13 protein-coding genes are annotated in these 13,138 nt (G+C 71.3%); 7 read left to right on the top strand and 6 right to left on the bottom strand.

Features of this window, described 5'->3' with window-relative positions; translation table 11 throughout:
- Positions 1-68: 68 nt before the first annotated feature.
- Complete coding sequence (locus tag BM290_RS22790) at positions 69-503, top strand: hypothetical protein (RefSeq protein ID WP_093617232.1); 435 nt, start codon at positions 69-71, stop codon at positions 501-503.
- Positions 504-1,249: 746 nt separating this feature from the next.
- Here BM290_RS22790 and BM290_RS22785 read toward each other — a convergent pair.
- On the bottom strand, positions 1,250-1,687 hold the full coding sequence (locus tag BM290_RS22785) for an acyl-CoA thioesterase (protein ID WP_093617231.1): 438 nt from the start codon (positions 1,685-1,687) through the stop codon (positions 1,250-1,252).
- Positions 1,684-2,319, bottom strand: coding sequence for a TetR/AcrR family transcriptional regulator (locus BM290_RS22780; RefSeq protein ID WP_093617229.1), 636 nt, complete (start codon positions 2,317-2,319; stop codon positions 1,684-1,686). Before BM290_RS22780 ends, BM290_RS22785 begins: the two co-directional genes overlap by 4 nt.
- Positions 2,320-2,595: 276 nt before the next feature.
- On the opposite strand from BM290_RS22780, the gene BM290_RS50725 reads away from it, so the two are divergent.
- Together BM290_RS50725 and BM290_RS22775 are read left to right on the top strand one after the other, a co-directional pair.
- Entirely contained in the window at positions 2,596-2,721 is a 126-nt protein-coding gene (locus BM290_RS50725) for an arabinan endo-1,5-alpha-L-arabinosidase (RefSeq protein WP_143133884.1), read from the top strand.
- A 62-nt stretch (positions 2,722-2,783) separates the two neighbouring features.
- Positions 2,784-3,527, top strand: coding sequence for an SDR family NAD(P)-dependent oxidoreductase (locus BM290_RS22775; protein ID WP_093617525.1), 744 nt, complete (start codon positions 2,784-2,786; stop codon positions 3,525-3,527).
- Between the two features lie 61 nt (positions 3,528-3,588).
- Here BM290_RS22775 and BM290_RS22770 read toward each other — a convergent pair whose 3' ends face one another.
- From BM290_RS22770 to BM290_RS22760, 3 genes are read right to left on the bottom strand one after another with little or no spacing between them, the layout of a single operon-like run.
- The gene (locus tag BM290_RS22770) at positions 3,589-4,836 is read right to left on the bottom strand and encodes an alkaline phosphatase (protein ID WP_239143177.1); all 1,248 of its coding nucleotides are present in this window, start codon (positions 4,834-4,836) and stop codon (positions 3,589-3,591) included.
- 30 nt (positions 4,837-4,866) lie between these two features.
- Positions 4,867-8,073, bottom strand: a complete 3,207-nt coding sequence (locus BM290_RS22765; RefSeq protein WP_239143176.1) for a helicase HerA domain-containing protein — start codon at positions 8,071-8,073, stop codon at positions 4,867-4,869.
- Positions 8,070-8,762 (bottom strand): hypothetical protein, encoded by a 693-nt coding sequence (locus tag BM290_RS22760; RefSeq protein WP_143133883.1) that lies wholly within the window; start codon positions 8,760-8,762, stop codon positions 8,070-8,072. The genes BM290_RS22765 and BM290_RS22760 overlap by 4 nt, the downstream gene beginning before the upstream one ends.
- A gap of 448 nt (positions 8,763-9,210) precedes the next feature.
- Here BM290_RS22760 and BM290_RS22755 point away from each other — a divergent pair, with 448 nt between their 5' ends.
- A complete protein-coding gene (locus tag BM290_RS22755) occupies positions 9,211-9,723 on the top strand; it encodes a hypothetical protein (protein ID WP_093617223.1) in 513 nt (170 codons plus the stop codon).
- 4 nt (positions 9,724-9,727) lie between these two features.
- Here BM290_RS22755 and BM290_RS22750 read toward each other — a convergent pair whose 3' ends face one another.
- Positions 9,728-10,798, bottom strand: coding sequence for an LCP family protein (locus BM290_RS22750; RefSeq protein WP_093617521.1), 1,071 nt, complete (start codon positions 10,796-10,798; stop codon positions 9,728-9,730).
- A gap of 122 nt (positions 10,799-10,920) precedes the next feature.
- Here BM290_RS22750 and BM290_RS22745 point away from each other — a divergent pair, with 122 nt between their 5' ends.
- The 3 genes from BM290_RS22745 (at position 10,921) to BM290_RS22735 (ending at position 12,907) form a co-directional block, all read left to right on the top strand.
- On the top strand, positions 10,921-11,313 hold the full coding sequence (locus BM290_RS22745; RefSeq protein ID WP_093617221.1) for a nucleoside triphosphate pyrophosphohydrolase family protein: 393 nt from the start codon (positions 10,921-10,923) through the stop codon (positions 11,311-11,313).
- 80 nt (positions 11,314-11,393) lie between these two features.
- On the top strand, positions 11,394-11,930 hold the full coding sequence (locus tag BM290_RS22740) for a DUF4240 domain-containing protein (protein WP_177319852.1): 537 nt from the start codon (positions 11,394-11,396) through the stop codon (positions 11,928-11,930).
- A gap of 59 nt (positions 11,931-11,989) precedes the next feature.
- Positions 11,990-12,907, top strand: a complete 918-nt coding sequence (locus BM290_RS22735) for a serine hydrolase domain-containing protein (protein ID WP_177319851.1) — start codon at positions 11,990-11,992, stop codon at positions 12,905-12,907.
- Positions 12,908-13,138 lie beyond the last annotated feature (231 nt).

Below are 13,138 nucleotides of genomic sequence, written 5' to 3'. Positions count from 1 at the left end.
TGATCCCATCCCGCACCCGTCTCCCCGAAATGTGGACTCCATCGACGACGGCCTGCAACGATGACCGGATGTTTCGCGACCTCCGCACCCGGCCGCCCGCGCTCACCGTGGTGTTCGCGCTCTCCGTCGCCCACGTGGTGACAACACTTGCAGCCGCGAGCGGAGTCACCCGAACCGGCCCGTCCGACTTCCACGTCGAACTCGCCGACCCGAATCTGTGGCCGGCCGGGTTCCTGCTGGCCGTACCGGTCGCCGTGGCCTGCTGGCACTCACCGGCGATCACCAGCCGGATCATCCTGAGCGCGGCGGTCCCCCAGTTCGTCCTGGCCGCGCTGGTGGCACTGCGGGACATCGCCGGCGGCTGGAACGACCCGCTGATCGTGTTCGGATTCCTCTACCCGATCCTCATGACGCCGGTCTTCGCGGCCTTCGGCGGACTGGGCTGCCTGCTCGCACGGGGCCGCCGCCGCCCCGACGACCATCCGGCGCCCTCGCGCCCCTGACCCCGCGCGCCCGGCGGGTCGGTGGTCCGCCTTGACCATTCACGGTACGGTCCGTGGCCATGGGCGCGATCAAGCCGTACCAACTGCTCCTCTGTCTCGTTGTCGTGCTGGTCATCGCCGGGGTGGCGGTGGCCGTGACGCGACGGAGGCGGTAGCCGCGGGCCCCCTGTTCCGGGCCCCGCCGAGATGGTGGACCATCAGACAAGTGCGGAGCATCCGGCGGCAGATCGCCGACGTGGCGGGTGCGAGCAGCCCCCGGTCGTGGTCCTGCCCGCCGCCGGCCCTCCGGTCAGCACCGCAGGCCGCTCGATCGGACCGACGGCGTCCCTCGGCCGCACCCTGGCATCGTGAGGGGTGGTGCACGGGCGCCCTGCACCTCGGTCTCCTCGACGAGGCGGAGCATGCCGATCACTTCGGGGACCCGCGCCCTCTCGCCGAGGACGAACAGGCCGGCCCACCGGTCGTGAAGGTGGAGTCGACAGCCGAGGCAGACGAGCCGGCGGCAACCGGCGCGGACGAGGGGACCGGAGAGCCGTCAGCCGACGGCCTCGATCGGCCTGGAGGCGTAGCTGACCGGCTCGGCAAAGGTGGACACGATCGCGACCGAGCCCGGCGATATTGACCGCCGTCGGTACGGTCAGCAGGCGTGACAGCGATCAAACCGTGGGAGATGCTCTGTTGTCTCGTCGTCGTGCTGGTGATCGCCGCAGTGGCGGTGGCCGTACGGAGAGGGAGACGGTAGCGGGTCAGGCGCCGAGCAGGGCGGCGGCGAGCCCGCGGGCGTGGTCGGTCCACGGGGCCGGGCGCATGGTGGCCGGGTCGAGGCGGATGTTGACGCGGCGGCCCTCGGCGTAGACGTCGGCGCCGTCGAGGGAGGTCACGCGGAACCGGTAGTCGGCGCTGGTGGTGCCGAGTTTGGCCAGCCAGAAGTGGACCGCGATGTCGCCGACCGAGGTCACCGGCCGGTGGAAGGTGATCCCGTACTCGCGGACGGCGTTGAACGCGTCGGGTGAGGTGGGACGGCCGCCGGTGAAGGAGACGCCGCGGTCGGCCCACCACTGGCCGACGGCCCGCTCGACCAGGACCGCGTAGCGGGAGTTGTGCAGGATGCCCATGGCGTCCAGGTCGTCGAAGTGAACCGGGGTGTGCTCGACGGCCCCGTGGGTGATGGTCGGCGTGGTCATTGCGGCTCCGGGAGTGTCGTGGGGTCGGTGGCGACGGTGCGCAGGTGCTCCAGCAGGGAGTTGCGCGCCTGGCGGCAGGTGGTCTCGGCGCCGAGGACCGGGGACTGCATGACGGCGCAGACCCCGAGCGCCTCGATCTGATAGGCGAGCCGCCCCGGGTCGACGCCGGCGGGCAGGTCGCCGATCGTGACGGCCTCGGCGGCGAGCCCGGTCAGGAAGGTCATCCAGTCGGTCAGCTCGGCGGCGAGCCGGTCGCGGACGACACCCGGGCGGGCGTTGAACTCGAAGTGGGCGTTGGCGAAGAAGCAGCCGCCGGGCAGCACGCCGGACTCGTAGAAGGCGAGCCGGCTGTCGTGCACGGCCCACAGCCGGCGCACCCCGGCGGGGGCGGTCATGGCCGGGCGGATGACCAGCTCGGTCCACTGCCGGCGGGCCTGGTCGATGACGGCGAGCTGCAGCGCCTCCTTGGACCGCCAATGTGCGAAGAGCCCGGACTTGCTGACCCCGAGCGCGTCGGCGACCTGGCTCAGCGACAGCCCGTCGAGCCCGGAGACGGTGGCCAGCAGCAGAGCCTGCTCGAGCACCGCGCTGCGGGTCCGCTCCCCGCGTACCAGCCTGCCGTCCTGTGTCATACCCTCCAACCTACAAAACGACCGACCGTTCGTAAATATAGAGCCGGTCACACCGGAGCCTTGACGGCGGCAATGTGACCGTTAACATCTTGGCACTGTCCCTGAGCCGAAGAGCCCTGGCCGCAGCCGTGCTGGTGGCCACCGTGGCGGCGGGCATGGTGGCGCTGCGGGCGCGCGACGGGGTGCGCCCGCAGCCGGCTCCGCCGCGGTCGTGGCGCCCGGCCGCCCGTCGGGGACGCCGGCCGGCTGGCGGCCCGCGATGACACCGCGACCGAGGTGACCTACCTGACCAGGCACGGCGACCACCATTACCTGTGGGTGTCGTTCGAAAAGTGCTGCCAGGGGCCGGCCGGCCTCAACCGGATCGGCTACGACGGCGACGGCCGGCCGTTCTCCTGGTGAACGCCGAACGCGGCGTCCGTTCCCCGCCAGACGACGGCGCCGGCATCGACCAGGCTCTAATCATGGACAACATGCTCGAGGGCAAGGTCGCACTGGTCACCGGAGGTGGCCGCGGCATCGGCGCGGCCGTGGCGCTACGGCTGGCGCGGGAAGGCGCCGACGTGGTGCTGACATTCCAGCAGGACGAGCGGAGCGCCGACGAGACGGTACGGCGGATCCGCGCGACGGGCGGGCGGGCGACCGCGGTACGGGCCGACAGCGCCGACCCCGCGGCGATGGTCGCCGCCGTGGACCGTGCCGCCGGCCGGTCGGGGCGGCTCGACGTGCTGGTCAACAATGCCGGCACGTTCCTGCTGGGACCGCTGGAGGAGCTGGGCCTGGACGCATTCGAGCAGACCATCGCCGTGAACGTGCGGGCGCCGTTCGTGGCGTCGCAGGCGGCGGTCCGGCACATGCCGGCCGGCGGGCGGATCGTCAACATCGGCAGCAACATGGCCGAGCGGGCGGTCTTCCCTGGCTTCTCCCTGTACGCGACGAGCAAGACCGCGCTGATCGGGCTGACCAAGTCGCTCGGCCGGGAGCTCGGCCCCCGTTCGATCACGGTGAACCTGGTGAACCCCGGCCCGACCGACACCGACCTGAACCCGGCCGACGGGCCCGACGCCGCCACCATCACCGGGTTCACGGCGCTCGGCCGGTACGCGGAGCCGGACGACGTGGCGGCGACGGTGGCGTTCCTGGCCGGTCCGCGGGCGGCCTACATCACCGGGGCCACCGTCAACGTGGACGGCGGATTCACGATCTGATCAGTCGGGGGTCTCGCCCTCGTCCGGCGAGGGCGACGCCGATCGCCGCCTGCGGGCCGCCTCAGCCGGTCAGGATCGGGGCGAGGACCTCGTGGACGTACGTGTTGGGGTGCTTGCCGGTGAACTTCTCGGCGAGCGGGCCGTAGGCGGAGACCGGCACGTCCTGTGCGGTGTGGCCGCCGGTGGTCCACTTCATGGCGAAGCGGAGTCCGGTGCCCTTGACCGGGAACGGGCCGTCCTCGCCGGTGACGCCGGTCGGGTCGGCGACGGCCAGGCCGCCGGTCTCGTGGTCGCCGGTGACGACGACGAGGGTGCCGGGGTGGGCGGCGGCGAACGACTGGACGACGGCGACGGTCCGCTCCAGCTCGCCCATCGCCTGCAGGACCCGGCGGCCGTTGTTGGCGTGCGCGAACTCGTCGATCGCCTCCTCCTCGACCAGCAGGAAGAACCCGTCGGGGTCGGTGGAGAGGGCGCCGAGGGCCTTCTGCGTCATCGTGGCGAGGCCGACGACCGGCTGGTAGACGTCGCCCCGGCCCTCGCTCCGCTGCTGGAACATCTCCTCGTTGGCGAACAGTCCGAGCAGCTTGCCGGGTTTCGCCGCGGCGAGCTGGGCGGCGGTCGACACGTACTGGTAGCCGTTCTTGCGGGCCTTCGCGATCAGGTCGCCCTTGGTGCCGACGCTGAACTCGGTGGGGTCGGCGGCGGGCCGGTCGGGGTACGCGCCGGGCCTGCCCTTGGGCAGCCACCAGTCCTCGCCGCCGCCGAGGATCACGTCCGGCTTCGACACCTCCAGGTACTGACGGGCGATGTCGTCCTCGGCGTCCCGGTCGACGGCGTTGGCGAAGAACGCGGCCGGGCTGGCGTCGGTGACCTGTGAGGTGGTGACCAGCCCGGTGGCCCGGCCCGCCTTCTTCGCCTGGGCGCCCAGCGCCGGCAGCGCCTTGCCGCCGGTGTCCACGCTGATCGCGCCGTTGTAGGTGCGTTTGCCGGTGGCCCACGCGCTGGCCCCGGCGGCCGAGTCGGTGACGATCGACGCCGGGTCGGCGGGGCTGGTGCTGAGCTGCCCCGAATACGGGAACCGGTCCATGGTGAGGCTGCCGCCGGGCCCGGCGAGGAAGAGCCGCCCGGCCTCCCGGTGCGCGGCCGCCATGCCGTCGCCGTTGACGAAGATGACGTTGCGGACGGCCGGGGCGGCCGCCGCGACGGTCGTCCGGGCCGCGACGCCGCTGTCGGCCGGGGTCCTCCGCAGCAGTGGGACGCCGGCGAGGATCAGAAGACCGAGGATCAGCGGTACGGCCAATTTGCGCACGATGTCGACGGTACGCTCCGTCGCTGTGCGTCAGGGCCGGGCGCGACGGAGTACCTCCTCGGTGGTGAGGGCGCTCTTCGGGTGATGGGTCAGGCACATCGCGGTGGAGATCTTCCGGAACGGGCGGCCCTCGGTGACGGCGTAGAACTGGCCGGTCCGCAGGCGGGAGATGTCCAGGACGGCGCTGCCCTTGGCCTGGGCCACCTCCCGGGCGGCGGCGATCTGGGCGGGGCTGTTCAGGAACCCGAAGAACTGGGTGGCGGCGTTGCCGACGATGCGGTTGTGGATGCCCTTGGGCGCCTGGGTGGCGAAGATCAGTCCCAGGCCGTACTTGCGTGCCTGACCGGCCAGGGCGAGCGTGCTCTCGGTGCAGGCGGTCTGCGCGCCGGACGGGGCGAACGTCTGCGCCTCGTCCATCACGAACAGGCCGCCGAGCGGACGGTCACCGGCCGGGTGGCGTTTGATCCAGGAGAAGAGCGCCATCTGCAGCTGGTTGACGAAGCTCTGCCGCTGGTCGTCGTTGTTCAGCCCGATCAGGTTGATCACCGAGACCCGTGCGCGGCGGCCGGCCGGCGGGGTGAGCAGGACGCCCGGGTCCAGGGGTGTGCCGGTGCCCGCCAGGAGCGGGTCGTTGACCATGGCGGCCTTCAGGGTCTCGGCCATCTCGGCGGCCAGTTCCCGGGCCCGGCCCAGGGTGGTGGCCTCGTCGGGCAGGTCGGTGAGCAGGTCGGTGAAGTCGCCGAGACCCCGCCCGCCGGCACGCCCGAAGTGCTCCAGAGCCTTGCGCAGCACGGCCCGGCCGCGGTCGGCCTTGGCGGTGCTCGCGGCCATCCGGGCGCGCGGGGCGAGCGTGGCGACGGCCGCGTCCAGGGCCAGCGCGAACTCGTCGGGCTCGTCGAGGACGGCGGCGAAGTCGGGCAGCGGCTGCAGGGTCAGCGGACGGCCGGACTCGCGGCGCGGGGTCCAGACGACGACGTCGGTGCCGTCCAGGTAGGCGCGGGCGCGGGCCGCGTCGTCGCCGGTCCACGAGTCGGGTGGCTGCGGCCAGGCGTCGCCGAGGCGGGCCAGGTCGTTGTTGGGGTCCAGGACGATCGCCGACACCCCGTGCAGGGCGCACTCCTCGACGAGCCGCCGGATCAGCACGGTCTTGCCGGAGCCGGAGCCCGCGAAGATCACGGTGTGCTTGCGCAGCGACTCCAGGGTCAGCTCGACGGCCGCGCCGGACTCGGTGACCACACCGGCCCGGACCGACGGCTCCCCGGCCGGCGCCTCCGCGACCCCGGCGCCCGGGAGTGCGGTGGGAGGCGGGACGGCGACACCGGGTGGAACAGTGGCGGCGGGCGGACCGGCGACCGCGGCGGAACCGGCGAGGATCGGGGAGACCTCGGCGGCGGAGGGAACGGCGGCGGCCGATGAGACAGTGGCGGCGGAGGGAACGGCGGACGGTGGCGGCACGTCGGTGGCGGGCGAGCCGAGAACGTCGCTGAACAGGGTGGTCCGGCCCGCCGGGCGCCGGGTGCGCAGGAAGTCGGGCAGGGCCGGGTCGTTCTCCTCCAGCAGGACGGCCAGGGCCGCGAAGGTGCGCAGGTCGGCCGGGTCGACGGGGGTGATGACGCCGCCGAGGCCGAGGAACTCGGTGCGCATCCGGGCGCTGACCGGCCCGGTCGGCCAGTCGCCGTTGCGGAGCAGGATCGCGCGCCGCTTGCTCACCGCGGGGTCGAGGCCGGCGAGGCTGCGCAACCGGGCCAGCCGGGCCTGGACCGCACGGGCGTTGGAGTGCGCCAGACCACGGAAGTACCAGTGGGCCTCGTCCTCGATCTCCGAGTCCAGGGTCTCGCAGAGCCAGGCGTGCGCCGACGGGTTGCCCTGCTCGACCGGCTGCACGGCGTACCGGCCGCCGCCCCGCTCGACCGCCCACGCCCGTAACCCGGCCTCCAGCAGCCGCGACATGACCACGTCCTCGGTCGACGGGTCCAGCGCGGCGGTCACGTCGGCGGCGTCGCGGAGCTGCCGCAGCCGATCGTCCAGGCGGGAGAGCTGCTCACCGCCGGCCGGGCGGGCGGGCGGCGCCTCGCTCTCCCGGTGCGCGGCGAGATCGGCCAGCGGCACGACCTCGTCGCGGGCCAGGCAGTAGCGGACGTGCTCGTCGGCGCGTTCGATCAGCTGCCGCGGCGTGTGGTCGGGGGCGGCGTCGAACGCCTCCGGCAGGATCGGCCAGGTGAAGTAGGGCGGCTTGAACTCGGCGGCCTCGAAGAGCGGCGCGAACCGGGCGGCGATCAGCCGCTCCCCGACGTCCCGCGACGGCAGCCGCCGCAGCCGGCTCTCCTGACGGAAACGGCCGCCGGGGGCGCCGTGCCGGATCCGTTCCCACGAGGTCGGGAGACAGGCGACCACGGTCACCGTCCGGAACAGCTTCTCCCGCAGGTCCATCAATCCGTGGCCGAGGTCGGCGGCGATCGCGGCGGTACGGCCGGGGTCGCTCTGCGCGAAGATGACGTCGATCTGGTCGACCGCCAGCATGCTCGGGCCGGTGAGGGCGAGCAGCCGGGAGATCTCCACGGCCACGTCCTGTTCGGACTTGCCGACCCGGGGCAGGCCCCACCGCTCGGCGTCGGCGGGCGTCGGCTCGGCCAGTGACAGCAGCCACGACTCGCCCAGGTCGGCGACCTCGGGGTCGGTGGCCGCCAGCAGGACCAGGGCGCGCAGCGTGAACCGGCAGTCCCGGCCGGCCTCCGGATCGGCGACCCGCACCCCGGTGACGAAGGCGTCGAGGGCGGCCGGGGTGAGCGGCGCCTGCCCGCGGATCTGCCGGCGCAACGCGCTCGGGATCTCCGCCCGCTCGCTGAGACGCTCCAGGAACATGGCGAGCTGGGTGTGCCGGTAGTAGCCGGAGCGGCGCAGCCCGCGCAGCAGGGTGTGCACGATGTTCGGCCAGAAGGTGCGCCCGTCGGCGATGCCCATCAGGAAGAAGTAGCCCTCCCGCTGCTGGACCTTCTCCCGCGCCCAGCGCAGCAGGTGCGTCTTGCCGGAGCCGTGCTGGCCCTCGACGACCAGGCCCAGCGGGCTGCCGGTGCGGCGGGCCTCGGCCTCCTCGAAAGCCTGCAGCACCGCAGCGCCGGCGGTCCCGTTCAGCTCGTCGAGGTGCACGTCGAGGTCGGTCCACACGTCCTCGGGGGTGGGCGCCCAGTCGAGACGCCGCAGCTCGGTCAGCGCGCGCCGCTGGTCCTGCTCGATCACGGGCGGCCGATCGTGATCAGGTGCTTGGCCTCGCCGCCGATGAGGATCGCCGCGTCCCGGGCGTCGGGGGTGAGCTGGTGACGGGCCGGGTCGGGGTCGAGGTGGATCTCGCGGCGGCGGTCCAGGTCGGTCAGTGCCCGGTCCTGGTCGGTGCGGTCGACGCCGGTCAGGCGCTGCCGGATCGCGGCGAGCGCGACCAGGTCGCCGGGGGCCGCGGCGAGTTCGTGGTACGCGCTGCGGATCCGGTCCTCGACAGAGCCCGCACCGTCCGGTCCGCCGCTGTCCGGTCCGCCGGTGTCCGGTCCGTCGGTGGAAGTGTCGCCGGTGGATGGGCCCGGGTCGGGCTCGGCGAACACGTCGGCCAGCTGATGGTCGGTGCGGTCCAGGTGGGCGGCCAGGTGACGCAGGGTGGCGTAGTGCAGCAGCCAGGCGCCGGCGACCCGGTCCGGTGGGGGCGAGCGGAACTCGGCGCGGGCGCGGGCCCAGCCCAGGTCGGTCAATTCGTAGAAGATCGCATTCCGTGGGCCTTTTCCGAAAACGATCAGTTTGGCGGCGGCGAGCTCCTCGCGGGCCGATTTCGTGATCTCGATCCGGTAATCCTTGCGGAGCTCCGGATTCGACACCCGGTCCGCGCGCACCAGCAGGGTGAGCAGAGCCTGGCGGGCGGAGGTGCTGAGGTCAGCGGCCATGAATGCGATCTCCGAATGATCATTCAACGAACGGTACGCCGCATGCATCATTACCGGATTCGATGCGATGACCATCATTCATCGGATGTCCGCTATCCGATTCACACGCGCGCCGGTAAGTCCATTGACACCCGACGAACGACCGGACGGGCGTGACCCGTCCCCTCCGCGGAACCGGTCACACCGTCACCACCGCATGAGCCCGGCGGCCGCGTCGCGGTCCGGTGGGCCACCTGCGTCGCGGTGTGGCTCACGGTTCTCTGCAGACCCGTACCGAATCCTGATTTTGATTCTCAGCATGGAGTTGTTGCGGGTGACGTTGCCGACCGTGAGGTTCCGGAAGCGGATGCCGGAAACCCGGTGCGCGCCGCCGCTCTCCGGGACGCAGACCTGGGGGAGGCCGACGGTGAAGCGCAGCCGCGTTGACCGGCGGGGCTACCGTTTCGCCATGGCTACCGTCTCCTATCAGCGTGCCGTCGCGGTCGCGGCGATGCAGGCAGCACTCAGCATCGCCTGGATCGCCGCGCGGGAACTCCCCCCGGCGAAACGACGCCTGGCCCGGTTCGGCACGGCCGCCGCCGTGACCACGATCGGCTGGGTCACCTCACCGAAGGAACCGGAGCCGGACGAGACCGAGGCGGAGCCGGAGACGCGGGAGCTGGTGGTCGGCGACCGGCCGTTCCTCGTGTCCGAGCCGCAGCCGGTGTCCGGTGGCGACGAGCCGGCCGTGCCGTTCGACAAGCGCAAGGCCGTCGTGGGCGCGGCGCTGCTCGGCCTCACCGTGGCGGCCGTCGTGGGCCGGCGCAAGCTGGAGAAACGCTGGCTGGCCCGGCTCACCCGCAACGGTCACCCGCACCCGACCCGGGCCCTCGCGGTACGGGTCGGGGCGCTCGAGTTCGCCGGGCAGCTCGTGCTTCAGGTGGCCGACGCGCACCGGACCGCGGCGAGATCCCGGGGCTGACCCGTCACTCCCCCGCTGCCTTCAGGATGTCGGGGACGGAGTCGCGCTTGACGGCGGCGTACAACTGCTTGGTCCTGTCCTCGTCGGGGAAGACGACGCTCTCGGTGCCCACCGTGCCGGTGCCGCTGGTGGGGTTGGTCATGAAGGAGAGGTCGCCGCCGCGCAGGCCGCTCATCTCGGTGGCGGTGTCGATGATCGACAGGGTCTTGTCGACCGAGACGGCGTCGGCGGTGGCCTCGATCAGGTCGGTGAGCAGGCCCGGGTTGGTGAGGGTGCCGGCGGACACGGCCTTGTTCAGCACGCCCTTGATCACCTGCTGCTGGTGGCGGATGCGGGCGAAGTCGCCGTCCGGGAACTGCTTGCGCTGGCGGGCGTAGTCGAGGGCGGTGGCGCCGTCCATGTGCTGCACCCCCGCCCGGAACCGGCGGAACGGCTCGTGAATGGACGTGAAATCCTGCGGCACGTCGATGTCCACCCCGCCGACCGCGTCGACGATGTCCTGGAAGCCGGCGAAGTCGATGATCGCCACGTTGTCGATCCGGACGCCGGTGAACTTCTCGACGGTCTGCACGACCAGCGGGACACCGCCCCAGGCGTACGCCGCGTTGATCTTCGCCTCGGTGCCGCCGTGCTTGCCGTCCTTGCTCTTCGGCACCTCCACCCAGGTGTCCCGCGGGATCGAGATGAGCTGCGCGCTGGACCGGTCGGCCGGCAGGTGCGCGACGATGAGGGTGTCGCTGCGGGAGCCGCCGGTGTTCTCCGGGTCGCGGGAGTCGCTGCCGAGGATCAGGATGTTGCGGGCCTCGGTCGCCTCCTTCTGCGGGCGCTCCTGCTCCGGGACGCCGTCGAAGGCGTCGACACGCTCGATGCCCTTCTCGACGGAACGCAGGTAGAAACCGCCGGCGACCGCGCCACCCACGCCGAGCAGCACGACGACCAGCAGAGCGATCAGGGCGTAGCGCATGCGCCTGCTCGGCTTCTTGTGCTTGGCGGGCGGCTCCTGCGTCTGCTGCGGCTCTTGCTCCGGCAGCGGGATCTTCTCGGTCGCCGCGTCGAGGTGGGGCGGGTTTGACATGGCGAGGATCATACGAGCGGCCCTCATGTCCACCTAGCCGCTGAAGTGGATATGCCCGAGGTGGGTAGCGGTTTGTGACCAAGACGACCGGCGGATGCTCAGGAAACGGACGGTGACGCCTGGTGAGCGAGGCTCTACGGCACATCGAGGCGCTGGCCCGGCTGCTCCCGGAGGCACAGCGCAGCGCCCACGCGTACGCCCGGGAGATCGACCTGTTCTCCGGAGCCGGCGAGGTGGAGCGGGCCCACCCGAGCGGGCGGGCCTACGTGGCGGCGACCCGGATGGCGCTGCTGCAGAGCGAGGTGGCGGAGGCGCTGCAGGAGATCCGCGATCGGACGGTCGATCTGGATCCGGCGGCCCGGCGGCCGGACGACGCGCTGAGCCTGGAACTCGCCGACATCCTGATCCGCACCCTGGAACTCTCCGAATACCTGGGCGTCGACCTGGGGGCGGCCCTGGTCGCCAAAACCGCCGACACCCTGGGCGGCTACCGCCACGGCGGCGTCCGCTTCTGACAGCCGATCGCTCGGCGCCCCCGCGGCTGGTCGCAATGGACAACAGCCGCGGCGATTCGCTCCGCTGCTACGGTACGTCGGTGAACGAGGAGACGTTCTGGGCAGTCGTCGCCGATTGCCGGCGGGAAAGCGCGAACGACACCGAGCTGGCGTCGCGCATCCTGTTCCGTCGTCTCCGATCATTGAGTCCCGCCGACGTGACCGAGTTCGTCCGGCTCTGGGAACGAGCACGATCCCGCCTGTCCTCATGGCCGGTGACCGATGCGGTCTGCCTGCTGCTCGGCTCAGTCGAAGAAGAAGACCTGTGTCAGATCCAGGACTGGATCATCTCGTACGGCCGTACAGCGGTCGAAGGGATCATCGAGGACTCGGACAACCTCGTCGAACTCGCCGCGGACGCGAGCAACGCCCGAGCGCTGTGGTTCGACGAGTTCATGACCGAAGCACACATCGTCGTCAGCGGCACCTGGCCGTTGGGATACGACCCGGATGGTCCCGAGGACCTGATCGGTGAGCGCACGGACCTAAGAGATCCAGAAATCATCGACCGGAAGTTCCCCCGGCTGACGGCGTTCCGCCACCTGCATCCCGAGGTCGGTTCGCCCGAACTCCGCTGACTGACCAGCCAGCGAGCTGTCAGGGCCCTTGTGCAACGGGCATTGCTAGGCTCGCGTGCGTGCCAGAGATTGAAGGACTGTCCGGGGTCGTCACCATCACGCATGACGGCCGGCCGGTCACCACGATCGCGGGCGGTGGCTGCACACCCAAGACTCGATTCCAGATCGCCTCGGTAAGCAAGAACTTCACCTCGACGCTCACGATGATGCTCGTTGAAGAGGGCCTGCTCGACCTTCACCAGCCGATCGGCTACTGGCTGCCCGAGGCGCCTCCGTCATGGCATGCCGTTACTCTGCATCATCTCCTCAGCAATAGCTCGGGCATCGGTCATGGGACCGAGGTGCCCGGCCTGGACCCGTCCGTGGCAGTGACCCGAGACGATCAGCTGCAGCTCATCGTGCGAGCCCCCCTTCAGTTCGAGCCGGGCACGCGGTTCCACTACTCCACTCCGGCCTTCATCGTCGTCGGCATCGTCGCGGAACGGGCAACAGGCAAGCCGTATGCGGAACTGCTCTCCGAGAAAATCCTCCAGCCACTGGGCCTGACATCGACCGCCAGCGGGTCCCGCCCCCAGGTCGTGGTAGCAGGCCATCACGCCGGCGATCCGGTAGAGCCGTGTGACCTTGCATCGATGATCGGAGGAGGCGACATCTGCTCGACCTCTGAGGATCTGATCGCATACGCCGACGCGTTGCGCGCCGGCAAGCTCGTCTCCCATGACTCGCTGGCGCTGATGCGCACCCAGCACTCGACATTCCTCGAGCCCGACCGCAGTCCCGACAGGCGGCTCGAGCTGACCGGTTATGGCTACGGACACTACATCGGCAGCCTCGACGGCCGTCCCGCTGCGCTACACACCGGCGACAACCCGGGCTACAAGTCACTGGTGGGCTGGTTTCCTGACGGCGCCGGCCTCGTCGCGCTGTCCAATGACGACTCCATCCAGTGGCAGGACGCTCTCCTGCGGTTGCTGTAGGCACTTCTTCAAAGAGGGAGATCTCCCGGTAGAGGTCGGGCGACGACCAAGGCTTTCGCCGGCCGAGCGACGGCGTTCGAGGCGACCTCTGAACATCAGTCGATCTTCCCCACGCGTTCTCACCGGCGGGATCCGGGTACTCGTCGCGGCTGCTGCGACTGAGCGGCATGCCGCGAGTCCGTGGCGGTCCTGACCGGCCGGGCGCATCAGCGACCGGCCCGGCCCCACGCC

Origin of the sequence: Actinoplanes philippinensis, assembly GCF_900113015.1 — a bacterium.
In the GTDB taxonomy this organism is placed as follows: Bacteria; Actinomycetota; Actinomycetes; order Mycobacteriales; family Micromonosporaceae; genus Actinoplanes; species Actinoplanes philippinensis.
Note: the sequence above shows the minus strand (reverse complement) of the source record. Positions and strands in the feature narration are given on the sequence as shown.